We start from the raw sequence: 25414 nt of genomic DNA on the forward strand, positions 1-25414 counted from the left end.
CCGCGCCGCTCCACGGGGATGGCCTGCCATGGATGACGCCTTGGCCCGCGATCTGGCCCCCCGGCTGCCACCGCCCTCGGCCGCCCAGCGGCGGTTGTGGTTCGTCAGCCAGTTCGAGGACCAGGGCCGGACCTACAACGTGCCGGTTGCCCTGCATCTGCGGGGGCGGCTGGATGTCGCCGCGCTGGAGCGGGCGCTGGCCCTCATGATCCAGCGCCACGACGCCTTGCGTTTCCGCTTCCCCGCCGTGGATGGCGAACCGGTCATCGACCTGGTGGAGGAGCCCTTCGCCCTGGCCCGCGCGACGGTAGCCGACGAGGCGGCGTTCGACAGGTTGGCGGCCGCGGAGGCTGCCCGGCCTTTCAACCTGGAGCACGGGCCGCTGTTCCGCGCCACGCTGGTGACCCGCGGACCGGAGGCGCACGTCCTGCTGCTCAACTGCCACCACATCATCATCGATGACTGGTCGGTGGCGGTGTTGCTGCGCGATCTGGGGCGGGCCTACGATGCCCTGGTCGCGGGGCTTGCCCCGGCCCTGCCGCCCATCCAGTTCCGTTTCGCCGACCATCTGGCGCGGGAGGCCGCGGAAGGCATTCCCTTCCTGGAGGAACAATACGACCACTGGGCCCACCGGCTGGCCGATGCCCCGGCCCTGATCCCCCTGCCCACCGACCACCCCCGCCCCCGGATCCAAAGCTTCGTCGGCGACCGCGTGTCCTTCACCGTGCCGACAACGGCCGCCGCCGCCCTGCGGGCCCTGGGCCGCCAATTGGGCGCCACCTTGTTCATGACCGGCCTGGCCGCCTTCGCCCTGGTGCTGGCGCGCTACACCCGGCAGGCCGACCTGGTGGTGGGCGCGCCCATGGCCCGGCGGACCACGCCGGAGGCCGAGGGCCTGGTCGGCTTCTTCGTCAATGTCGTGCCCCTGCGCCTGGACCTGGGCGGCGCCCCCACCTTCGCGGAGATGGTGCGGCGGGTGCGGGCGGAGCTGCTCGACGCCCTGGACAACGCCGACGTGCCGTTCGACGGCCTGGTGGAGCGGTTGCGGCCCCGCCGCGATCCCGGCCACACCCCCCTGTTCCAGGTGATGTTCGACGCGCTGGCCGACAGTTTCGGCACCTTGACCATGAGCGGGCTGGAGGTGGAGGCCAGCCCCCTGAACTCCGGCACCTCCAAATACGACCTGACGCTGAGCCTGAAGGACACGGGCGGCCACATCCTGGGGGCGGTGGAATACAGCACCGACCTGTTCACCACCGCCACCGCCGAGCAGCTGGTCCGCCACTACACCACCCTGCTGGCCGCCGCCGTGGCGGCGCCGGAAACGCCCATCGCCCAGTTGCCCCTGATGCCGGCGGACGAGGTGGCGACGCTGCTGGCCCTGGCCCAGCCGGCGGATCCGATGGCGCCACCGCCCTGGCCCCCCTTCCCCCACCTGTTCCAGGCCGCCGCCGCCCGCCGAGCGACGGCCGTGGCCATCGTTCACGGCGACCGCCAAATCCGCTATGGCGAGCTGGCGACACGGGTGGAGGCCCTGGCGGCACGGCTGACCACGGCCGGGGCCGTTCCCGGCCGGCCGGTGGCGGTGATGCTGGATTATGGTCCTGACGTGGTGGTGGCGCTGCTAGCGATCCACCGGGCGGGCGCCGCCTTCCTTCCGGTGTCGCCGGACGATGCCCGGGCGCCCGACGTGCTGGCCGACGCCACCCCCACCGTCATCCTCACCACGGCCACCCGCCGGCCATCCAGCCCAGCCGCGCCCGTGCTGCTGATCGAGGATGGGACTGATTGGGCGGGGGCGCCCCAGATAGTGAATTGGGGGGCAGGGGACCTGGCGTACGTGCTGTACACCTCGGGGTCGACCGGGCGGCCCAAGGGCGTACGGGTGACGCATGGCGCCCTGGCCGCAGCCTGCCAGGCCTGGGCCCAGGTCTATGATCTGGCCGACCCCGACTTGGCCACCTTGCAGATGGCCAACGTCACGTTCGACGTGTTCATCGGCGATGTCGCCCGCACCTTGGGATCCGGCGGGCGGCTGGTGATGGTGCCCCGAGACACCCTGCTGGACCCGCCCAGCCTGCATCGCCTGATGCTGGCGGAAAAGGTGCGCTTCGCCGAATTCGTGCCCGTGGTGTTGCGCGAGTTGCTGTCCTACCTGGAGGCGGCGGGACAGCGCCTGGACGGCCTGAAGACCCTGGTTTGCGGGTCGGACATCTGGTTCGTGCACGAATATCGCCGGGCCCAGGCCCTGTGCGCGGCGGACGCCCGCGTCTACGGCTCCTACGGCGTGACCGAGGCCACGATCGACAGCGCCCTGATCGCGCTGGAGGCCCTGGAAAACGGGGACGGGGACGGGGACGAGCGCGCGATGCCGATCGGCCGGCCCATTCCCAGCGCCCAACTGCACGTGCTGGACCCCGACCTGTGCCTGGTGCCCCTGGGCGTTCCGGGGGAATTGGTCATCGGCGGACCGGCCGTGGCCGACGGCTATCTGAACCGGCCCGACCTGACCGCCAGCCGCTTCCTGACTGGCGGCTTCGACGGCCAGGGCCGGCTGGTGGCGGGGCTTGGCCCCGGGCGCTATTACCGGACAGGCGACCTTTGCCGGCAGTCGGCCGATGGCGTGATCGAATTCCTGGGGCGGTTGGACAACCAGGTGAAGATCCGGGGGTTCCGGATCGAGCCGGGCGAGGTCGAGTCCGTGCTGTCGGAACATCCGGGCGTGCGCGAATGCGCGGTCCTGGCCCACCCCACGCCTGGGGGCGAGGCGGAACTGGCGGCGTATGTCCGGGGGGAGGCGCCGTTGGATGCGGTGCGCGCCTACCTGCGCCAGCGCCTGCCGGCACACATGGTGCCCAGCCACCTGATGGCCATGGACGTGTTTCCGCTGACCAGCAGCGGCAAGATCAATCGCAAGGCCTTGCCTCTCCCGACGCCGATCAGCGGCAGCGGCGTCCAGGTGGCGCCCCGTGACGAGACGGAGCGTCAGGTGGCGGCCCTGTGGGTGGAGCTGCTGCGGGTGCCCGCGGTGGGCGTACACGATGATTTCTTCGCCCTGGGCGGCCATTCCCTGCTGGGCGCCCGCCTGATGTCCCGCCTGCGCGATCATTTCGGGGTGGCGCTGCCGCTGTCGGACTTGTTCGCCGGGCCGACCGTGGCCGACCTGGCCCAGCGGGTGGCCGCCGCCACGCGGGAACCGGGTCCATCGGGACGGATGGACGCCGCCACCCTGCCCCCGGCGCCGGCGGATGAGCGGCGGCGCCTGTCGCATGCCCAGCGCCGGCTATGGCTGATCCAGCGGCTGGGCGGCATGACCGCCGCCTACAACATCCCGGACGCCCAGCGCCTGCGCGGGCCCCTGGACACGAGCGCCTTGGTCCTGGCCCTGGCGGACGTGGCAGCGCGGCATGAGACCCTGCGCAGCCGCTTCAGTGCGACGGTGGAGAGCATCACCACCGCCGATGGCCATCGGGTGGAGGAACCCACGGTGGCGATCGTCCCGCCCGGCCCCGTGGACCTGGTCCAGCGCCCAGCCACGGAGGATACGCTGCCAGCCTTGCTGGCGGAGCAGGCGTCCCTGGTGTTCGACCTGGCACAGGAGGCGCCCCTGCGCGCCCTGCTGCTGACCGTGGCGGCCGATGACCACGTGCTGTGCGTGACCACGCACCACATCGCATCGGATGGCTGGTCGTCCGGCTTGTTCTGGCGGGAGCTGGCCGCCTGCTACGAGGCCCGCCGCCACCGCCGGACCCCAGCCTTGCCGCCCCTGCCAGCCCAGTACGCCGACTACGCCGCCTGGCAGCGCAGCCGCCTGGTGGAAATGGAACACGCCCACCTGGCCTATTGGCGCCGCCAGTTGGCCGATCCACCAGCCCCCCTGGCCTTGCCCGTCCGGCCCGGCGCGCCCACCCCCGCATCGGACGCCGGCGCCACGCTGGACTTCACCCTGCCGCCGGCCCTGGCCCAAGGCCTGCGCCAACGGGCCCTGGCTTGGCGCTGCACCCCGTTCATGGCGCTGTACGCCGCCTTCGTGCTGGTGCTGTGGCGCTATACCGGCCAGGACGACATCATGGTGGGCTGCCCGGTGGCCGGCCGGCGCCACCGCGACGCCGAGCCCCTGATCGGCTTCTTCGTCAACATGTTGCCCCTGCGCCTGACCATCGGGGAGGACGACACCGTCGCCAGCCTGGCCGCGCGGGCGCGGCAAACCTGCCTGGATGGCTTCGATCACCAGGACGTGCCCTTCGACCTGCTGGTGGAGCGGCTGAACCCGGAGCGTCGGCCGGGGCAACACCCTTATTTCCAGGTGGGCCTGGTCTGGCAGGATGGGGTGGAGGCGCCCGCCGCCTTGGGCGACCTGGCGATGACGCCCGTGCCCGTGGCCCTGGCCCACGCCAAGCTGGATCTGGTGCTGGCGCTGGGGGGACCGGAAGCGCGCACCGCCAGCCTGGCCTATCGCACGGACCTGTTCGACGACGCCACCATCGCCCGCCTGCGCGATCACCTGCTGGTCCTGCTGGCCGGCCTGGTGGAGGGGGATGACTCCCGTCGGGTGGTCGATCTGCCGCTGCTGACAGCGGCGGAACGCCGGCAGGCCCTGGTCGATTGGAACGACACCGCCACCCCCTGGCCTCACCCGGCGCCGACCCTGGACGGGGTCATCGCCACCCAGGCCCGGCGCACGCCGGACGCCGTCGCCCTGGAGCAAGGTGGCCGCCGCTGGAGCTATCGGGCCCTGGACCGCTTGGCCGGACGACTGGCCATGGCCTTGCGCGCGCGGGGGGTGGGACGCGGCGACACCGTCGGCCTGTACATCGGACGCCACCCCCATCTGGTCGCGGGCATGCTGGGCATCCTGAAAGCCGGCGCCGCCTATGTGCCCCTGGACCCGGAGGCGCCGGCGGACGGTTGGAGCCGCCATGTCGTGGCCGACGCGGGCTTGTCGGCGGTGGTCACCCGCGCCGACCTGGCGACGGCGGCGGCGGCGCTGTGCCTGCCGCTGGTGGTTGTGGACGACCTGGTGGATGACACGTCGGCGGATCCGGACACAGCCCCGGCCGGCGAGCACCAGACCCGCGAACACCAGCCGGGCGACCGCGCCTACATCCTCTACACCTCCGGCTCCACCGGCCGGCCGAAGGGCGTGGCCGTCAGCCACGGCGCCATCCGCAACACGGTCCTGGCCTTTGTCCGGCATATGGCCTTGGCCCCGGGCGCCCGGCTGCTGCAGTTCTTCTCCCCCGTCTTCGACGGTGTCGGGTGTGAAGTCTTTCCCACCCTGGCCGGGGGCGGCACCGTAGTCTTCGCCGACCGCGCCGACCTGCTGCCGGGCCCGCCCCTGGCGCGGACCTTGGCGCGAAACCGCATCAGCCATCTGCTGATCACGCCGTCCGCCCTGCGGCTGGTGCCGGAGGATGACCTGCCGGACCTGCAGGTCATCATGGTGGCGGGGGAGGCTTGCCCGCCGGCCCTGGCCCAGCGCTGGGCCACCGGCCGCCGCTTCCTCAACGGCTACGGCCCAACGGAAACGGCGGTCTGCGCCTCCGTCACCGACTATTGGGCGGAGCGGGGGCGCCTGGTATTGCGCCCGTTGGAAAACGCCACGCTGGACGTGTTGGACGCAACCGGCAACCTGATGCCGGTGGGCCTGGCGGGTGAACTGTGCGTGGGCGGGGCCGGCCTGGCCGATGGCTACCTGAACCTGCCCGACCGCACCGCGGCCGCTTTCGTGGCCGACCGCAACCGACCGGGCGGTCGCCTGTACCGCACGGGCGACCGCGTCCGCCGTCGGCCCGATGGCAGCATCGAATTCCTGGGCCGCGCCGACCGGCAAGTGAAGGTGCGGGGCTTCCGCATCGAGCTGGATGAAGTGGCGGTCGCCTTGGCCCGCCTGCCGGGGGTGCGTGAGGCCGCGGCCCTGGCCCCCACCGATCATGAGGGCCAGCGTCAGCTGGTGGCCTACGTCGTCGCCGACGGAACGTCCCAGCGCTTGCTGGCGGCCGCCCGGCAGGCCCTGCCGCCGGCGCTGGTGCCGGACCGGATCGTCCTCTTGGACGCCCTGCCCAAGACGACGGCGGGCAAGATCGACCATCGTGCCCTGCCCCCGCCATCGGACCACGCGCCGTCGGGCCAGCCCGCCCTTCCCACCCCGGCTGGCGCCCCGGTCGGTGACGGCACCCTGGCCATCGTCACCGCCATCTGGCGTGAGGTGCTTGACCGGGCGGACGTGGGACCGGACGAAGCCTTCTTCGACGCCGGGGGCCATTCCCTGCGCCTGGCGGTGCTGTACCAGCGGCTGGCGGCGCGCTTCGGCCCGCGCTTGGCGCTGGCCGACCTGTTGCAGCATCCCACCATCCGTGCCCAGGCGCGCGCGCTGCGGGGCACCCCGGAGGACGGCACCGCGCCTGCGGCGCCCACCCCCGCGGCCGCTCCCATGACGGACGCCGCCGCGATCGCCGTGATCGGCCTGGCCGGCCGCTTCCCCGGGGCCGGGGACGTGGCCGCATTCTGGCGCAACCTGCGCGAAGGCATCGACGTCACCACCCATTTCACCGAGGCGGAACTGCGGGCCCGGGGCGCCGAGGCGGAGACCCTGGCCCACCCGGGCCTGGTCCGCACCGCGCTGCCTCTGGAAAACATAGATCGTTTCGACAGCGGTTTCTTTGGCTTTTCCCCCAAGGAAGCGCAGGTGATGGACCCGCAGCAGCGCCTGTTCCTGGAATGCGCCTGGACCGCGCTGGAGGATGGCGGCTATGGCGATACCGCCGGACCGGATCGCCAGATCGGCGTCTTCGCCGCGTGCGGCATCAGCCACTACCTGCTGGACAACGTCCACCCGCGCCGGGGGGAGTTGCGCTTGCGTCCCGAGCAGTGGGTGTTGGGCAACGACAAGGATTTCCTGGCCACCCGTGTCGCCTACAAGCTGGACCTGCGCGGCCCGGCCCTGACGGTGGAAACCGCCTGCTCCTCCTCCCTCGTCGCCGTGCACATGGCCTGCGAAAGCCTGCGGCGGGGGGAATGCGCCATGGCCTTGGCCGGCGGCGTTTCCATCGACGCTGAACGGGTTGGCTATGTCAGCGCCGACGGCGGGATCCTGTCGGCCGGCGGACGATGCCGTCCGTTCGACGCCGCCGCCGACGGCACCACCAGCGGCAGCGGCCTGGCCGTCGTGCTGTTGAAGCCCTTGGCGGCGGCGCTGGCGGACGGGGACACGATCCATGCCGTCATCCGGGGATCCGCCGTGAACAACGACGGCACGGACAAGGTGAGCTACACCGCCCCCAGCGTGACCGGGCAAGCACGGGTGATCCGCCAGGCGCTGGCGGCGGCGGGCGTGGACGCCAGCGCCATCGGTTATGTCGAGGCGCACGGTACCGGCACGCGGCTGGGCGATCCGGTGGAGGTGCGGGCCTTGGCCCAGGCCCTTGGCGACGCGACGGGAACGCGCGTCCATCCCTGCGTTCTCGGCGCGGTCAAGGGCAACATCGGCCACCTGGACACGGCGGCAGGTGTCGCGGGTCTGGTGAAGACGGTGCTGGCGCTGGAACAGGGGATCATCCCCCCGACGCTGGGCTATGACCGGCCCAATCCGGAGATCGATTTCGCCGCCGGTCCCTTCACCGTCGCCGCCTCGGCCCTATCCTGGCCGGCGGGCGTCCAGCGCCGGGCGGGCGTCAGCTCCTTCGGCGTGGGTGGCACGAACGCCCATGTGGTGCTGGAGGCCGCGCCCGACACGTCCGCCCCAACCCCTGACGCGCAAGCGGCGGGGCCGGCCATCATCCTGCCCCTGTCGGCCCGCACCCCCCAGGCCCTGGCCACCCTGGCCCGGCGGCTGGCGGAGCACCTGCGCCGGCACCCGGAACAGTTGGCCGACGCCGCCTACACCTTGCAGGTGGGCCGAGCCCGCCTGAGCCACCGCGCCACGGTCGTGGCCCACAGCGCCGCCGAGGCCGCCGCCGGGTTGGCGGACGCCGTGACCTCGGCGACGGTGGAAAAGCGGGTGGGCCGTCCGGTGGTGTTCCTTTTCCCGGGCCAGGGCAGCCAGCATGTGGACATGGCGCGGGAACTCCACGCCGCCGACCCTGTCTTCCGCGCCACCTTCGACCGCTGCGCCGACATTCTGGCCGGCCCGCTGGCCATGGACCTGCGCGAGCTGGTCCATCCGCCGGCGGAGGGCGACCGGGCCGCGACGGTTGAGCGCCTGACGCAAACCCGTTACGCCCAGCCGGCGCTGTTCGCCATAGAATACGCCTTGGCCCAGTCGCTGATGGCCGCCGGCGTCCGCCCCAGTGCCCTGATGGGCCATAGTCTCGGGGAATATGTCGCCGCCTGCCTGTCCGGCCTGTTCTCGCTGGAGGACGCGCTGGCGCTGGTGGCGCGGCGCGGCGCGCTGATGCAGGCGCAGCCCCCGGGCGCCATGCTGGCGGTGGAGGGCCCGGCCCAGGCCATCATTCCCTACCTGGCCCTGGGGGTGGAGATCGCGGCGGAAAACAGCCCCAACCATCGGGTGCTGGCCGGATCGCACGACGCCATCTCGGCCGTGGAAGCGGCGTGCGTGGCGGATGGGCGGCCCCATCGGCGGCTGCAGACCTCCCACGCCTTCCATAGCGTCCTGATGGCGAGCGCGGCCGACGGGTTGCTGCTCGCGGGCCATCCGCCGGCCGGCCGCCTGACCATTCCTTTCGTTTCCAACCTGACGGGAACCTGGTTCAACGCCACCGACGCGGCCGATTCCACCTATTGGGCCCGGCATCTGCGCCAGCCGGTGCGGTTCGCCGACGGCCTGGCCACCCTGACGGCCGAAGGTGACCCGATCCTGGTGGAGGTGGGACCGGGCCGGGCGCTGACCACCTTGCTGGCGGATCGGGACGTGATCCCCTGCCTGCCCCATGCCCGGGAAACGGCGAGCGACGCCGACACCTACGCCCAGGCCCTGGCCCAGCTTTGGCGCCGGGGGGCCGACCTGGACTGGCGCGCCCGGCACCGGGACGCCACGGGGCGGACCACCCGCCGCCGCGTCCCGCTACCAACCTATCCCTTCCAGCGCGAGCGCCACTGGATCGACCGGCCAGGGGCGCCACAGCCGCCGCTGGTGCGGTATTGGCGCCGGGATGGGGCCGACCGCATCATCGTCACCCTGGGCCTGTCGGCGGATCATTGGATGGTGGACGGCCACCGGCTGTTCGATGGCCGCCCCACCCTGCCCGGCACCGGTTGCCTGGAATTGGCGCGGGCCGCCGTCGCGGCGGTGACCGGTGAGCCCTTGCCAACGCTGAGCGAGGTCTATTTCCCGGCGCCGCTGGTGCTGGACCCGGAGGAGGCGCCGCAGCTCCGCCTGGTGTTGACCGGGACGGGGCCGGTCCGGGACTTCGTCCTGGAAAGCCGGACGGCCGGGGACGAGGACTGGCGGCCCCACGCCCTGGGTCTGGCCGAACCAGCCGCCGGCCCGCCGCCATCCTCCCCCATTCCCGAGCCGCAGGGCCAAGATGTGCCCGTGGCGCCCCTGGTCCAGGCGCTGGCCGCCTATGGCCCGGCGTGGCGATGCTTCGAGCGGGTCTGGCGCGACGGGACGGACGCGGGCTGGGCCTGGCTGGGCCAACAGGACCAGGACACCGGCCTGGCGCTGCACCCGGCGCTCGCCGACATGGCGACGGCCTTCCTGTCCCTGGCCACCCGCCTGGACCGGGGCGATACCCGGGCGCTGGTTCCCTTCCACTATGGCCGGGTTCAGCTATACCAGCCCCTGCCCCGCCGGCTGCTCAGCCACGCCCGCCGCGTGGGCCCGGACGCCTATGACGTGGACCTGTACGCGCCCCGGACGGATGGTACGGAGGGGTTGCGCCACGTGGCGACCATCGAGCGGTTCACCCTGCGCGCCGCCATGCCGACCCCGGCCGGCGCCCGGACACCGGGGGATTGGTGCCAGGTCCCGGTCACGCGCCCGGCCCCCGCGATCGGTCCCGCGCTTGCGGCCCCGCGCTGGCTGGTGTTCGGCGACCTACCCATCGTGGCGCCCCCCGGCAGCGTCATGGTCGAGGCCGGCCCCCACTTCGAGCGCGTGGCGGACGACCGCTACCGCCTGCGCCCCGATGACGCCGCCGACCATGCCGCGCTGTTGGACGCCCTGCGGGCGGAGGGCGGCGTGCCGGGCCAGATGATCCACGCCTGGACGCTCACAGGCGGAACGGTGGCGGACGGGATGGTGGCGGACGGCTTCGCCTCCCTGCTGGCGTTGGGGCGGGCCTTCGGCCCCGCCATCCACACCCCCACCGTCCTGACCCTGCTGACCCGCCAGGCGGCGGGCCTTCCCGGCGAGGCCGCCGCCCCTGCCGCTGCGGGAGCCGTGGGCCTGTCCCGCGCCCTGGGATGGGAATTCCCGGCGCTCCGTTGTCGCCAGATCGATCTGGACGCCGAGACGGACCCGGCGGCGTTGGCCCGCGAGTTGGCGGCGCCCCCACCGGATCCGGCCCCGCCCGGCGGCACCACGGTGGCCCTGCGCCAAGGGCGACGCCTGACCCTGGATCTGGAGCCGCTGGGCCCCGGCGAGGACGCTGGCGGCCCGACTTGGCGCGCCGGCGGCGTCTACCTCATCACCGGCGGCCTGGGCGGCATGGGGCTCGCCCTTGCCCACCACATCGCCCGGTCCGCCCCGGGCGCCAAGCTGGCGCTGATCGCGCGAAGCCCACACGACGAACCGGCACTGGCCAGCATCCGCGCCTTGGGTGCGGAGGTGGCGGTGTTCGCCGCCGACATGGGGGACGCGGCGGCGGTACGCGCCGCGGTGGCGGCGGTTCGGCATCGGTTCGGCACCGTGGCGGGCGTGATCCACGCCGCCGGCCGCGAGGCCAGCGGCCTGGTCGAGACCACCACCGAGGCCGCATGGCGCACGGTGTTGGCGCCCAAGGTGGCGGGCACGGACGCCTTGATCGACGCCGTGTCGGGCGATGGCCCCGATTTCATCCTGCTGTGCGGCTCGCTGGCGGCCTGGGTCGGCGGCCTGGGCCAAGGCGACTACGCCGCGGCCAACACCTACCTGGAGGCCGCGGCCCGGCGGGCCCGCGCGGCGGGGCGCCCTGTCACCGCCGTCGCCTGGGACACCTGGGCCGAGGTCGGCATGGCGGTGAACCATGCCCGCCGCCAAGGACGGGGGACCCCCACCCTGGCCGGCCTGAGCACGGCGGAAGGGTGCCAGGTCTTCGACCGGGCCATCGTGTGCGGCCAGCCGGTGCTGGTCGTGGCCAAGGACCGGTCGCTGGCGACGCTGGCCGACCCGGCGGGGTCGAAGGCCGGCGCCCCAGCCACGGGCCGCACCGGGGCGGGCGGGCCGCCGCGCACAGCGACGGAACAGGCGCTGGCAGACTTGTGGGAAGACCTTCTGGGGATCAAGCGCCCGGGGGTGGAGGACAACTTCTTCGATCTGGGCGGCCATTCCCTGCTGGGCACACAACTGATCGCCCGCCTGCGGGAGCGATGGGGGCGGTGCCTGACCCTGGCGGAGTTCCTGGACGAGCCCACCATCGCCCGCATCGCCCGTTCCCTGCCGGTCGATGCCGCCAGCGGTGGTGCCGGGGCCACCCTCACGACCGGTGACGCGCTCGACCCTGACGTCCGGTACTGCCTGGTGCCGGTGCAGGCCCGGGGAACGGGGCTGCCCTTCTTCTGCCTGCCGGGCATGGGGGGCAACGTTTCGCAGCTGTTGCCCCTGGCGTCGGCCCTGGGGGACGACCGCCCGTTCTATGGCCTGCAATGTCTGGGTCTGGACGGCCAGCGGGAGCCGCACCACTCGGTCGAAGCGATGGCCGACCACTACATCCGCTGCGTCAAGGCCGTGCAGCCGGAGGGCCCCTACCTGCTGGGCGGCCACTCGCTGGGGGGCAAGGTGGCGTTCGAGATGGCGTGGCGCCTGACCCAGGCGGGCGAGCGGGTGGCCCACCTGGCCCTGTTCGACAGCGCCGCCCCGCCCTATGCCCGCCTGCCCCAACCGGATGACAGCCAGGTGCTCTACACCGTGCTCAGCATCTTCGGCCATTATGTTGGCCGGCGCGTGGCCCCCGATGCGGCGGAGCGGCGTCATGTAGCGGCGCTGGACCTCAAGGGCAAGCTCGCTTTCCTGCAACGGCGGATGGAGGAATTCGGCCTGGTGAAACCCGGATCCGACCCCGGCCCCATCCGCGGCCTGTTCGGTGTCTATCAGGCGGCCGGCCGCTTCGGTGGCCACTATGACCCCAACCATGCCCCCATCGCCGTGCCGATGACCCTGTACCAGGCCCGCGCCCCCCTGCCACCCGGTGTCAGCCTGCCGGAAATCCGCCTCACCCCGGCCTGGGGCTGGGAACGGTTCTCCACCTTGCCCGTCGCCCTGCATGCGGTGCCCGGCGACCACTTCACCTGCCTGACCGCCCTTCATGTCCAGGCGTTGGCCGACATCCTGCGCCGGGAGTTGGCGATGGCGGAAGGGATGGCGGAGGGCATGGCGACGGGGAAGACGGACGCGGGCTGAAAACACCGGCCGACCCGGTCTACCCCTAGAGTGCGATCGCTTCAGATGGACCCATCTGAAGCGTGCATCGCACGACGGCACAGAAGCTTATACGCGCGGCATTTGATCGTGACCTCTCAAATACCGCCTCAAGCGCCGGCGGGCGCGTCCGCGCCCTTGGCTTCCTCGCTGCGCCCCCTTTACACCAACTGGGCGGTGCTCGCTCCGGCGCCCGCAGTCGCGGGCTATAGAGGCACAAGTCACTATCTCGTACTTCTGGTATTAGAGTTCTCCTGACGCTTCAACGAAAGTCAGAAAAACTCTAGCGTGTCAGTGGACAATTATTCTTACATGTTGGAATGGCATCAGGTCACGACGTCCCCTCACGGGCCAGTGGTCGTGGGCCGATCTCCGCCGCAGGGCGTGAGGCGATGCGCCGCTGCAGGATGTCATGGCGGCGCTTGGTCAACGGGAAGTGCCAGATGACCATGCCGCCAGCGATCTGGAGTATCCCCGGCAGCAGCAGCACGGTGAACAGCAGGCCGAATGTGGCGAAGGCGCCGTTCCCGCCCCCTTCCGTCACGTCGTAGTGAAACCGGCCCAGCAGGGTGAAGCCCAGGCCGCTGCCGATGGCCATGGCGATCTTGGTGATCAGCGAATAGAAGGCGAAATAGGATCCGGCGCGGGCGGTGCCGGTGCGCCAAGTGCCATAATCCACCACGTCCGCCAGCATGGAGGCCGGCGCCACGAAGCTGCAGGCGCTGGAAAAGGCCACCAGGAACAGGATGACGGCGCCAATCAGTGCCACGGTGCCCTGGGTATGGGCACGGGGGTCGATGAACCAGAACGCCTGGATGGAGACGGAACCCATGATCATGGCCACGGTGTAGGCCCGATGCTTGCCGATGCGGTTGGCCATGCGCACCCAGGCCGGAATGGACAGGACGGTGACACCGCCGAAGCCCATCATCAGGTAGGGATACCAGGGCCCGATCTTCAGGTGGCTGTCATAGAAGGTGAACAGCAGGGCCAACATGCCCTGGCCGAAGGCGGCCACGAAGAATCCGATGACAAAGGTCCAGAACGGCTTGTTGGTCCGCATCGACCGCGCGAGCCCTGGGATGTCCAGCCCCTGCCGCGCCACGGCGGTGCCCGACGGCGTGAAGATCACCGAGACCGCCGTCAGGACGACGATGATGGGCAGAAAGATCCAGAACAGCGCCTTGAACATCTCCAGCGAGAAGGAGGAACTGCGCGTCAGCCCCAACCAGAACAGCACAATGGGGGCCAGGTTCTTGATGACCACGCCCATATTGGTGCTGATCCCGCTGTAACCGGTGATGCGCGACCGGTCGCGATAATCGACGCTGAGTTCCGCCCCCCAGGCATAGAAGGTGACCGTGGTCATGGTCCAGCCGATATCGTAGGCCAGCCGCCAGGCCGCGAAATAGGTGATGCCGCACCCGGCCGGCGGCATGAACAAATAATAGCAGGACACCAGCGTCAGGATCGTGCCCGCAATCATCCACGGCTTGCGCGCGCCGATGCGGGTGCGCGTCCGATCAGAAAGGTAGCCCACCACCTGGTCGGAGAAGGCATCGAAGACACGTATGGTCAGGAGGGTGACGCCGATGGCCTCCAGCGACAGGCCCAGTTCCTTGGCGTACAATTGGGGCAGCATGACGTTGATGGCCAGCGAGAAGATCGCCGGCCCCAGCGCCATGGCGGCATAGGCCAGCAGCGTGAAGGTGGATAGCTGGCGCGCGCTACCCGCCCCGCCGGTCGCCGGCGCCGCCACCGGTGCTGGATCGTCCAGGGCCGGGACTGCCGCCTGCCGGATGGTCGCGGATTTCATCATGGCCCATGTCCTCATCTTGCCGTTTCGGGACCGGCGGGTGGAGCATCGGCCGGCAGAGTGTCCAGGAAGGCTTTCAGATCCAGGCCCGTCGGCCCCGGTAGTTCCAGCATCGGGTAATGGCCGATGTCGGGGTAATGGATGATCTGCATCGGGGCGTTGGCGAACATGCGCCGGGCCTCATCCGCCCGGTCTATAGGCAGGACGATGTCGCGGTCGCCCCATTGCAGCAGGATGGGCACCCTGATCGCCGCCGCCTCATCCCCCGCGCCCGTCTTCCAGAAGGTGCGCTGGTTGGCCTCCAGGTACCGCATGACGCGGGCGAAACCGCCGGGGACGTTGTTGGTCTCGTAATACCAGCGCACCGTCTCGGGCTTCAGCCGTTCCGGCCGGCCGTACAGCTGGGCCAGGGATTCGCGGTAAAAGATTTCAGGATTATAGTTGGGCACCACGTTCAGGTGCAGCCATTGCACCGCCGACACGAACCAGGAAACTGGCGTGGGCGGCGGCGCCTTCAACGGCAGTGTCGACAGGGCCAGGGCCCGCACCTTTTCAGGATGGCGGGCGGTGTAGAGGGTGGCCACCGTCGCCCCGCTGGAACTGGCGACAATCACGAAGCGATCCAGCTTGAACTGGTCCACGAACCGTTCGACCAGCGCCACCGCTGAGGGCATGCCCTGCGAGGGGGTGGGGTCGATGGTCAGGCCATAGGGTGGCCAGTCGAAGCGGATTACCCGATAGCTGCCCTTCAACTGGTCCGCCCAGTCGTCCCACAGCCGCAGATTGGTCATGGAACTGTGCAACATCAGGATAACAGGCCCCTGCCCTTCATCCCGCAGGTGCACCCGCACGTCGCCCACCTGTTCGAAACGGGATGGTGGCGTGGCTTGGTGAGCACGCACGGTGTCATAGCTGGGGTTCCACCAGCCCAGCCGCATGCTGCCCGGCAGGGCCGCCACCAGAATGATCAGCGTGGCCAATACCCAGGCGGCACCGCGTGAAAAGCCCAAACGTCCCCTACGGTGCCCCGTATTGCCGCCCATCTGCCCGCCGCCCTGTTTTGCATTCCGGTTTTTCATGCCGTCTGGCGGTCGGCCTTGCGCCGCGGGACGGTTCATGAGGCGAATGATGATGGTGGCCCCTGCCCAGCACTAATTGATTAAGTGCTTCCACCCATACAATCTGTCTATGGCAACACCGTTCAGTTAGGGATTCATTGCCAACGACCGTCACGCGGACATCTGTTTGCCGACGAATTGATTTGCCGCCGCCGAAGACCTCCGATTGGGGGGCGGGCCAGGCTAATCACCATCGGCCAAGACAGGGGCGGGGTGTCGATCATGCAGTTGCGGCAAATCCGGCATTTCCTGGCGGCGGTGGAGCATGGCTCCATCACCCAGGCCTCGGTGGAACAGAACGTCACCCAACCGACGCTGACACGCAGCATCCAGAAACTTGAGGAATCGCTGAAGGTCACGCTGCTGGACCGGGGACGCGCCGGGGTGGCGCTGACCCGCTATGGCGAGGCCTTCGCGGAACACGCCCGCATCATCCTGAACGGCACGGCGCATGCCACCGCCGACCTGTCGGCTATGCGCGAGGGCCGGCTGGGCCATGTGCGGCTGGGCCTGGGACCCAGTGCGGCGCAGGAACCCATCGCCGCCGTGCTGGGCGGAGCCTGCACGGAACGCAACGATCTGTTCATGTCGCTGGACTACGGCGAACTGGCCGTCCTGTTGGGCAAGCTGCGACGCGGCGAGATCGATGCCGTACTCGACATCTGGCGTGAGGGACTGGACGAGGCTGGCCTGGTGGTCACCGACATTGCCACGGTGCCCATGGTGCTTGCGGCCCGCCCCGCCCATCCGCTCGCCGCGCGGCCGAAACTGGCGCGCCGGGAGCTGGCCGCCACCGCCTGGGCGGTCTACGACACACCGGGCGCCGACGTCTTCTACTGCAAGATGCTGGGGGTGGAGCGGTCCTCCAATCCCATCCGCATCCGCTGCGCCCTGCCCGGCATGCTGCGGCTGATCGCGCTGAAGGGCGATTACCTGACGCTGGTGGCGCGGTCCGACGTGGCGCAGGACCTGCAGCGCGGCGAGCTGGTGGAAATCGACAGCGAGCTTGAGCCACTCAGCTCCCGCCTATGCATCATCACCCGGTCGCGCGCCTATGTGACGACGGCCTTGCGCTTCACCATCAACCGGCTGGCCGAGGCCATGCGGGCGTCATGATCGCGCGCGGCCCAGGTTTTCTTCCATCCGCCGCCACACCGCCGCCTCGACGCCGATGATCTGGTCGGCTGATGCGGCGGGGGCGGAGGGCAGCGTGTTCCGGGGCCAGGGCGCCACGTCGTAGGGGCTGTCGTGAATGGGTTGGATCTGGGCAAGCAAGTTGGCCGCCGGCGTGGCGCGCCAGGTACGCAAGGCCGCCAAATCCACCGTCGCCAGGGTGAAGACGTCATCCGTCACCGCCGGCGCGCCGATGGCCGCGCCCTTGAAATCATAGACCTGCGGCAGGGGCGCGTCCCCATCGCCGGCGATGTTGGTCATGCCGAGATAGAGCACGTTCTCAAACGCCCGCGCCTGCCGCACGGCGGCGGCCCCCGGCCGGTCCAGGTAGTCGATCAGCGGGGCGGCGGCGATGGGGTTGAGGACCACCTCCGCCCCCTTCATAGCCAGGGATCGGATGGCCTCCGGCCAATGCACCTCCGCCCCGATGCTGACGGCAAGGCCGCCAATGGGCGTGTCCAGCACTGGCAGGAAGGCGTCGGGACCGAAGGCGTCGATAAAGGTGTCGTAAACGTCGATGGGACTGGTGCGCAAGGAGAACGCGTAATTCTTGCGATGGACCAGCCCGATCCCGCCGCCCGGCGTCAGGATGGCGGCCGACAGGAAATAGCGGCCAGGGAAGGCCGCGTGCCGTTCGGCCGCCTGGATGACAACATAGACACCCGCCCGCCGCGCCGCGTCGGCGATTCGGTCGACCTCCGGCCCTGGAAAGGTCAGGCTGCTCGCCACCCATTGGTCGTTGGACAGCATGGCGTGGCCGGTGAGGGCGAATTCCGGAAAGGCGACCAGCTTGGCCCCGTGGTCGCCCGCCGCGCGTTCGATCAAGGCGCAATGCCGGTCGACATTGTCGGCCAGGGCCTCGCGCACCAGGCAGCCGTCGGCGGCGAAGGCCCGCCGTGGCGCGAACCGGCACATGGCCATCACGTAAGGCATGGCAACCCCTCCCCTGCCGAATGTCAGGCGCGCGGTTCCGCCACCGCCAGCCGGCGCAGGGCGGGCGCGATCTCCGCGCCGATGCGCGCGGTGTCCCCCAAATTGTCGAAGCCGGTGATCAGGAAATTGTCGATGCCGGCGCGGTAATAGCGGCTGAGCGCCGCCACCAGGGTGTCCGGCGCGCCCACCAGGCACATGACCTGGGTCCGGCCCTGTGTCGCCCGAGTCAGGCCCGTCCAGAGACAGGGATCATCGGCGGCGGTGTCGGCCTCCGCCGCGCGGCGGGCCGTGTCCTCCGCCGCCTTGCCCAGGTCGCGGCCCAGCAGGCCACGGGCAGCCTGATTTTCCTCCACAGTGGCCAGCAGGCGTTCCGCCCGCTGCCACGCGGCGGTGTCCGTGTCGGCGATCACCAGCCGCATGGACATGGAATACCGTGGGCTGCGCCCGCCGACCCGCGCCACGGCCTTCACCTTGGTCACCTGTTCCGCCACCTGGGCGACGCTGCCGGGCCCCAGAGCATAGACGTCGGCCAGCTCCGCCCCGAAGCGAACGCCCAGATCAGACGCCCCGCCCCAGAAGATGGGAATGGACGGCTGGACGGGACGCACCTCGGAAAACGCGCCCTCAAAACGGAAATAGTCGCCGGTGTGGTCGATAGGGGCGGTGGCGGCCCACATGGCCCGCAGGATGCCGACATATTCGCGGGAGCGGTGGTAGCGCTGTTCCTTGGTCAGGTAGTCGCCGTCGTTGCGGGTCTCAGCGTCGCTGAAGGCGGTGATGATATGCACCCCCACCCGGCCGCCACTCAACTGGTCCAGCGTAGCAAAGGCGCGCGCCGCCATGGTGGGGGCCATGAAACCCGGACGGTGGGCGATCATCAGCTTCAGGCGGTCGGTGGCCGCCGCCGCCCAGCTGGCGACCGTCAGGCTATCGACCGAGCGCGCGTTCTGCCCGATCAGCACCCGGTCGAAACCCGCCTCCTGATAGGCGCGGGCGTAATCGGCGATGAAGGCGGCGTCGAACGGCGTCGGCGGCCCCTTGCTTTCCTCGGAGCGGCGCGTCCCCGCGAGCAGCCCCACGATCTCGATCATCTGGATTCCTTCTGCACGGGCACACCGGCGGCGGCCGCTTCCCAACCCCGAGGCCCCGGATCCCCGGGGATGCCCCAGTGGATGAACCGGCGGGACATCCAGCGGGCGCGGCGCCTTTTCTTGGATAAGTGTCATGATGACGCGGACCAAATTCGCGGAAAAATGAGATTTGGCGCGCCAAGCATACACAAAGTCTATGGATCAGCCGGCCGTCGCGCCGCGCGCATCATGGGCGGCGGCGGCGGCGCGCAGGGCCGGGATGATCTCCCGCCCCACACGCTCCACATCGCGCAGGCCATGATATCCGCGAACGATGAAGCCGCTGACGCCAGCCGCGTAATAATCCATGAGGGCGTCCACCAACTGGTCGGGCGTGCCCACCAACGTACCGCTGTTGCTCTGGCCGCCGCGCAGCTTGTTGATGCCGTTCCAGAAGCATTTCTCCAGCCGATCGCCAGCCTGCGCCAGGGTGGCCGTGCGCTGGAAACCCACCGCGACCGGCTTGGCGGCACCGGCCACGGGCGGTGGGGTGAGGTCGCGGATGCGCCGCTCTATCCCTTCCGCGCTGGCCCAAGCGTCGTCCTCCGTCTCCCCCAGCACCACGCGAATGGACATGAGGAAGCGCGGATTGCGGCCCGCGGGGGCCGCCGCCCGCACCTTGCCCACCACCTCCGCCATGCCGGCCACCGTGTCGCTGAGGGTGGCGAAGGTGTCGGCGCATTCCGCCCCCACGGCGATGGCCTCCGGCGACAGGCCCCCGAAATAAACGGGGATTCCGGGCTTCGTGGCCTTCACCGCCGCGAAGCCGCCGGTGAAGCGATACCAGTCGCCCTGGTGGTCGACCGGCGCGGTGGCGGCCCAGATTTGGCGCAAGATGGCGATGTATTCCCGCGACCGGTCATAACGCTGCGCCTTGGTCAGGTAGTCACCGTCCGCCTGGGTTTCGATGTCGCTGGCGGCGGTGATGATGTGAACCGCCAGACGCCCCTTGAGCAGCAGGTCCAGTGTGGCCAGCAGGCGGGCGGCCATGGTGGGCGCGATGAAGCCCGGGCGGTGGGCCAGCATGACACCCAGGCGCTCCGTCACCGCCGCGACATAGCCGGCGGTGGAAATGTTGTCGGGCATGACGGCGGCGTTGGCGATGAGCACACGGTCATAGCCATAAGCGTCGTGCAGCCGCGCCTGCGTCGCGATCGCCTGCACATCGTAATGACTTAATGGAACCGGCTCTATTTCCGTTCCAAGATTGTGATTGAGCAGACCGTTTATTTCGATTGGCATTTATTTTTCCCTGTATTTGGAAAAAGATCGGCGCCGATCAGGCCGATTTTCGTCAGCCTGCCGCACACTATTTTGATTTTATCGGGTGATTTCTGTGCCGACGGTATCCACCCATCGAATAGGCGGCAATTGCTTTTTTGTTTTCCCCCTATACGTTTGATTTATTGGCAGGGAACGGTGAAGGATGATGCCCCATGGATCTGCGCCAATTGCGGCACTTCATCGCCGTCGTCGAACAGGGCTCTTTTTCGCGGGCAGCGCAGCAGGTCCACCTGACCCAGCCGGCGCTAACCCGCAGCATCCAAGCGCTGGAGGATGCGGTGGGGGTGCTACTGCTGGACCGGACCAGCAGCGGTGTGCACAGCACCCGCGCGGGCCAGGCCATGTACCAGCACGCCAAACTAATGATCAACGAGGCGGAGCGCGCCCGCCATGAGGTGCGGCTGGCGGCGGAGGGGCTGGGTGGAGAGCTGACCCTGGCGGTGGGGGAAATGTTCATGGATCACCACATCCACCGCGCCGTCGCTCGCCTGCTGGCGGAGCACGACCGCGTGTCCGTGACCGTACGCCAGCTTTTCATCGAGGAGGCCGTGCCCCTGCTGCTGGACGGCCAGGTCGACCTGGCGCTGTCGGTCGTGCCGGCCATGCGCATGCAGACCGGCCTGATGTTCCAGGCGCTGGCGCCCGTTCCTTTCGCCGTGTTTGCGGGCGCAGGCCATCCCTTGGCGGCAGCGCCGGCAGTAACTATGGCGGACTTGACGCGGCAGCGCTGGGCGATGCTGGACCGCCCGCATGCCGATGATTTCATGGCCCGCTATTTCGCGTCGGGCCGGCAGGCCCTGCCGGCGGCGACGGTGCGGGTGGACAGCCTGGCGCTGATGCGGGCACTGGTCCTGCACGAGGGGTTCCTGGCCCTGCTGCCGGTGGACATGATGGTGGGGCGGGCCGCGGCTCCGGTGGCGGCGCCGGACATGCCCATCGTGCGGCAGGCGGGCCTGCTATACCGCTCGGACGCCCCCCTGCGTCCCCTGGCGGACCGGTGGGTCGCCCATTTGCGGGAAGGCTTCGGCCCCACCTGAAGACGTTCGGCCCATAAACAATTTGTATGCCTGCGTAATCAATTTGCATTTCCTGCCCGGCGTTTCCCTTCCCCATACTGATGCTCGACAGGAAGGCGGGAAATCCCGCCAAGACCTCCCGCGTGTCAAAGACACGAGGTACAGGCCGCATATCCTCGATGAGCGTACAGCCGCGGCGTCGCGGCTAACTGTCCAAGCGCGTCAGCAAGGATACGCTGGTACTGCTGTCGCCTTTTGAAATTATTGATATCGAATTTTAAAATAAAGACAGGGGGATTTTCTTGGAATTCCACATTGACCCGTCTCGCGCGGTGGCATTCTTTCACGTTGTCCTGTTCGCGTACTGGCTGGGCACAGACCTGGGCGTGCTGATCACCAGCACCGCCGCCAACGGCGCGGACCTGACCGGCAACGCGCGCGAACATTTGCGCAAGGCCAACGGCCGCATCGACATGGGTCCGCGCACCGCCATGGTGCTGATGGTCCCCGTCGGGCTGACGCTGGCGTCGAACTGGGGCTTGCCCCTGGGCCCGGCGGCGCTGACGGCCGTGTGGGCGGGCGGATTCACCTGGCTGTGGCTGGTGTGGATGATCTACCTGCGCCAGGGCACGCCCTTCGGCAAGCGTGTGTGGAGGATAGACCTGGGCATCCGCATGCTGGCGACCCTCGCCTTCGTCGGCACCGGCCTGGTGTCGTTGGCCAGCGGCGGGCCGGTGGCGGCGGGCTGGCTGGCCACCAAGATCCTGCTGTTTGGCATCCTGCTGCTGCTGGGCGTGGTCATCCGCCTGCTGCTGCTGTGGAAGCCGCCGGCCCCGCCCAAGGCCGGGGAGCCCTTCGTGCCCACGCCCTTCTGGAATCCCTTGCGCCTGACGGTGTTCGCCATCTGGGGCCTGGTCCTGGTGATGGCCTTCCTGGGCATCACCAAGCCGTTTTAACCACCCGCTGAGGGGCCCCATGGGCCAAGAGGACATCTTCCCTCATCAGCATCGCGCGACGGCTCTTCGTTCCTGCCGCTTGAATCCCGGCGGGAGCGGCGGGAGCCGTCATGATCAAAGTCCAGCGGCGGCTTCCTTTCTCCTGAATGAATAAAAGGCAGTTCATCAACTGCCTTCACCAAAGTCTTCAAAACAATAACTGGGGAATCCCACAACAGGCACCAGCATCAACAAATACACAAAGGACAGGGGGTATCATAATGGTTGCCTTTAACGCACGAATCCGAACCGCCTCATCCATCCTGGCCGTAGCCATCGCCACCTCATCCGCTCAGGCGCAGACCGCATCGACCAAGCCGGCATCGGACCTGGACGAACTGACGGAAGTCGTCGTCACCGCCCGTAAGACGGGTGAGGACATCCTGAAAACGCCGGTGACCGTCTCCGCCCTGACCAGCGAGGACATCGAAGCCCGCGGCATCGTGACGGTGCAGGACATCTCCGCCTACACGCCGGGCATGAAGGTGGTGGACAACGGTGGCGGCCGTAACGACCGTTCCTTCCAGCAGATGATCGTGCGCGGCTTCACCCCACCGAACTCAATCGCGCAGACCACCTCGGTCTTTCTGGACGGCGTGCCGGTGTCGTCGGCCACCGCCATCAGCAACGTCACCGACCCCGAACGGGTCGAGGTGCTGAAGGGTCCGCAGAGCGCCTATTTCGGCCGCCAGACCTTCGCCGGCGCCGTCAATGTCATCACCAAGGATCCGTCCGTCACCGAATGGGGCGGCACCGTCAGCGGCATGTTGGGCACCCGCAACAACCGCGACTTCCAGGCCGAGGTCAACGGACCCATCGTGGCCGACAAGCTGGGCATTCGGATGGAGGCGCGCGAGTTCGCCAAGGACGGGTCCTATGAGAACGCCGGTGTGCCGGGCCAGACCCTGGGCGACCAGGAGACCAAGTCGGGCAGCGTCTCGCTGAAATTCACCCCAAGCGAACACTTCACCGCCAAGTTCTACGGCATGATCACGGCCAACGACGATGGCCCGGCGGCCCAGGGCCTGATCGGCGCCTATAGTGTGACGGGCCTCACCGGCAACGTCGTGGTGACCGACCAGTCGAACTGCACTCTGCAGGGGCGCAGCCTGACCGGCGCGGCGGTTAGCAATCGGTATTTCTGCGGCACGGCGCCGGGCCTGATCCGCTCCCCGTCCGCCAACACCACCGACGACGCCTTCATCAAGACCTTCCTGGCCAATCCCAAGGGCCGCCTGGTCGATCCGGGCGATGGCACCCAGGGCTACGGCCTGGTCAGCCAGTATTATCACCTGCACCTCGCCATGGATTACGAGGTGCCGGACACCGATCTGATCATCAGCTCGCTGACCGGCTACAACCACGAATACTACAGCGAACTGGCCGACCTGGATAACTTCTACGACACCTCGCAAGCCAACCCCTTCGGCGGCGCCGGGTCGCGCAGCTACTTCGATTTCCCCTATCTGGTGGAACAGAAGACGGAGGACGTGTCCCAGGAACTGCGCGCCTCCTACAACCACGGCCCCTTCAAGGGCACGCTGGGAGCCAGCTACCTGGATTCCCGCTTTCAGAACGGCCTGGGCGGCGGCAACGGCGCGCTGGGCGTCACCACCTTCTCCACCGTCAACGGCATGACGCGCAGCAAGACCGCAGGCGTCTTCTACGGCCTGGGTTATCAACTGACGGATCAGCTATCGGTCAGCGTCGATGGCCGGTATCAGGTCGACCATCTGTACGCCTACGCGGCCCCGGCCGGCCTGAAGGTCACGTCCAACGCCTTCCTGCCCGCAGGCTATTACCCGGGCGGCAGCGTGATCGCCAGCCACGAGTACCAGAACTTCCTGCCCCGCGCGATCGTACAGTACGACATAACGCCGGACACCATGGTCTACGCCTCATACTCCGAAGGCGCCAATCCCGGCTCCTTCAACACCGCCTTCCTGTCCGGCACACCTCTGGTGCAGGCGACGGCGGCGGCCGACGGCTATAAGATCGAGGTCCAGCCCGAGCAGATCGACAACTATGAGATCGGCTTGAAGGGCAAGCTGTTCGACAACAAACTGCGCTACTCCATAGCCGCCTACCGGGCCGTCTGGAAGAACCAGATCAACACCGCCTATCTGTTGATCTTCGACCCCAGCACCGGTTCCACCCAGACCGTCAACGCCAACCTGAACGCCGGCCGCGTGAAGATGACGGGCGTGGAGGGCGACATCACCGCGGTGCTGGCCCACGGCCTGGACCTGAACCTGGGCGGCGCCATCAACGACAGCTACATCGAAAACCTGGTGGCGCCCTCGGTGACGCAGCTCACCGGCGTCAGTAACTTCACCGGCAAGGAAAATCCGCTGACGTCGAAGTATTCCGCCGTGGTCGGCCTTCAGTACACCCATGACCTGGATCTGATTGAAGGTTCCAGCGCCTACATCCGCGGCGATTTCATCTACAAGTCCGGCGTCTGGTCGGATGCCGCGAACGTGGTGAAGACGCCCGACACCACCAACGTCAACCTGCGCATCGGCCTGAATACTGGCAAGATCAGTGTCGAGGCCTTCGTCACCAATCTGTTCGACAACCACGCTTATACCAGCGTCACCGATGGCACGCTGTTCAACAGCACCTTCAGCCACACCGCCTACAACGCCGCCCTGATCGCCGGTCTGCCCGACCTCCGGACCTTCGGCGCGAAGGTGAAATACTCGTTCTGATACGGAATGACTGGATGCCGTCCCGCTCGCGGATGGCATCCGTCTCTTCCATGGGTTCGGTCAGACCAGGGTCCCGCGCTTGTTGGGGCCAAACGCATTTAACCGAACTGGGCTGCTGCCCCTCCATCAATGATCCGCCACCGGACCCGATCCTTAAGCGCCAACCAGGAAGGCCCCCTCGCGTTGGGCCCCCGGTTCCAACCGACGCTTCGGCAGGCGGTCACCGGCAGCCCCCCGCGCCTGCACGACGCGGCAAGACGCGTGCATAAATTATCCCCGTACCCTCTCTGGCCACACCGAAATTCCCCAGCGATTTCAACGCTTGGCCACTTTATGTGATGGAGGTTTGGCCATCTTATGCGTTGGATGGCCACTTTATGTGTTGGGGGACAGTTGCAATAAAAAAAGCAAAAAATAGAATCGAGTTGACAACGCTGTCAGCGCAACTATTAATAACAACGCTGGCGTTCGATGCGGGCGCAACGGTCGTCGACGGTCTAGGTTGACGGCAATAAATCCCTGCATCCGTGAGGGGTTTCCGTGCCCGGCGCCGGCAAAGGTGAGCCTATTATCAAAGTAAGAATAAATATATCTTCGGGAGGAGAGAGACATGAACGCGCATGCATTCTGCCGATCCTGTCATGGACACACTCACGATAGTTAGCGCTGGTTGACCCCTTCCGGGTGACGGGAGGGAAAGGGCCCAGCCGACCGTGAGATC

10 protein-coding genes are annotated in these 25414 nt (G+C 68.7%); 5 read left to right on the forward strand and 5 right to left on the reverse strand.

Annotation, left to right across the window (positions count from 1 at the left end):
* Positions 1–28: 28 nt before the first annotated feature.
* On the forward strand, positions 29–12499 hold the full coding sequence (locus ULB03_RS01665) for a non-ribosomal peptide synthetase/type I polyketide synthase (RefSeq protein WP_322481586.1): 12471 nt from the start codon (positions 29–31) through the stop codon (positions 12497–12499).
* Between the two features lie 349 nt (positions 12500–12848).
* Here ULB03_RS01665 and ULB03_RS01670 read toward each other — a convergent pair whose 3' ends face one another.
* Positions 12849–14336 (reverse strand): MFS transporter, encoded by a 1488-nt coding sequence (locus ULB03_RS01670; protein ID WP_322481587.1) that lies wholly within the window; start codon positions 14334–14336, stop codon positions 12849–12851.
* A gap of 11 nt (positions 14337–14347) precedes the next feature.
* Complete coding sequence (locus ULB03_RS01675) at positions 14348–15343, reverse strand: alpha/beta fold hydrolase (RefSeq protein ID WP_322481588.1); 996 nt, start codon at positions 15341–15343, stop codon at positions 14348–14350.
* 330 nt (positions 15344–15673) lie between these two features.
* Between ULB03_RS01675 and ULB03_RS01680 the strand changes: the two genes are divergently transcribed.
* On the forward strand, positions 15674–16567 hold the full coding sequence (locus ULB03_RS01680; protein WP_322481589.1) for a LysR family transcriptional regulator: 894 nt from the start codon (positions 15674–15676) through the stop codon (positions 16565–16567).
* Here ULB03_RS01680 and ULB03_RS01685 read toward each other — a convergent pair.
* The 3 genes from ULB03_RS01685 to ULB03_RS01695 form a co-directional block, all read right to left on the reverse strand.
* Positions 16562–17557 (reverse strand): nitrilase-related carbon-nitrogen hydrolase, encoded by a 996-nt coding sequence (locus tag ULB03_RS01685; protein WP_322481590.1) that lies wholly within the window; start codon positions 17555–17557, stop codon positions 16562–16564. The two genes, ULB03_RS01680 and ULB03_RS01685, sit on opposite strands and share 6 nt — an antisense overlap.
* Before the next feature lie 23 nt (positions 17558–17580).
* Positions 17581–18648, reverse strand: coding sequence for an LLM class flavin-dependent oxidoreductase (locus ULB03_RS01690; protein ID WP_322481591.1), 1068 nt, complete (start codon positions 18646–18648; stop codon positions 17581–17583).
* A 201-nt stretch (positions 18649–18849) separates the two neighbouring features.
* On the reverse strand, positions 18850–19851 hold the full coding sequence (locus ULB03_RS01695; protein ID WP_322481592.1) for an LLM class flavin-dependent oxidoreductase: 1002 nt from the start codon (positions 19849–19851) through the stop codon (positions 18850–18852).
* 272 nt (positions 19852–20123) lie between these two features.
* Here ULB03_RS01695 and ULB03_RS01700 point away from each other — a divergent pair, with 272 nt between their 5' ends.
* The 3 genes from ULB03_RS01700 to ULB03_RS01710 all read left to right on the forward strand — a co-directional run bounded on the left by ULB03_RS01700 (position 20124) and on the right by ULB03_RS01710 (position 24693).
* The gene (locus tag ULB03_RS01700) at positions 20124–21008 is read left to right on the forward strand and encodes a LysR family transcriptional regulator (RefSeq protein ID WP_322481593.1); all 885 of its coding nucleotides are present in this window, start codon (positions 20124–20126) and stop codon (positions 21006–21008) included.
* 311 nt (positions 21009–21319) lie between these two features.
* Complete coding sequence (locus ULB03_RS01705) at positions 21320–21943, forward strand: hypothetical protein (protein ID WP_322481594.1); 624 nt, start codon at positions 21320–21322, stop codon at positions 21941–21943.
* Between the two features lie 260 nt (positions 21944–22203).
* Positions 22204–24693, forward strand: coding sequence for a TonB-dependent receptor (locus ULB03_RS01710; protein ID WP_322481595.1), 2490 nt, complete (start codon positions 22204–22206; stop codon positions 24691–24693).
* Positions 24694–25414: the final 721 nt, after the last annotated feature.

The sequence above is a fragment of the Nitrospirillum goiasense genome, from assembly GCF_034427435.1.
In the GTDB taxonomy this organism is placed as follows: domain Bacteria; phylum Pseudomonadota; class Alphaproteobacteria; order Azospirillales; family Azospirillaceae; genus Nitrospirillum.

Excerpts from the sequence above, each read along its gene's own strand:
- ULB03_RS01665 (WP_322481586.1), top strand. The coding sequence starts at position 29 with ATGGATGACGCCTTGGCCCGCGATCTGGCCCCCCGGCTGCCACCGCCC.
- ULB03_RS01670 (WP_322481587.1), bottom strand. The coding sequence starts at position 14,336 with ATGATGAAATCCGCGACCATCCGGCAGGCGGCAGTCCCGGCCCTGGAC.
- ULB03_RS01680 (WP_322481589.1), top strand. The coding sequence starts at position 15,674 with ATGCAGTTGCGGCAAATCCGGCATTTCCTGGCGGCGGTGGAGCATGGC.
- ULB03_RS01685 (WP_322481590.1), bottom strand. The coding sequence starts at position 17,557 with ATGCCTTACGTGATGGCCATGTGCCGGTTCGCGCCACGGCGGGCCTTC.
- ULB03_RS01690 (WP_322481591.1), bottom strand. The coding sequence starts at position 18,648 with ATGATCGAGATCGTGGGGCTGCTCGCGGGGACGCGCCGCTCCGAGGAA.
- ULB03_RS01700 (WP_322481593.1), top strand. The coding sequence starts at position 20,124 with ATGGATCTGCGCCAATTGCGGCACTTCATCGCCGTCGTCGAACAGGGC.
- ULB03_RS01710 (WP_322481595.1), top strand. The coding sequence starts at position 22,204 with ATGGTTGCCTTTAACGCACGAATCCGAACCGCCTCATCCATCCTGGCC.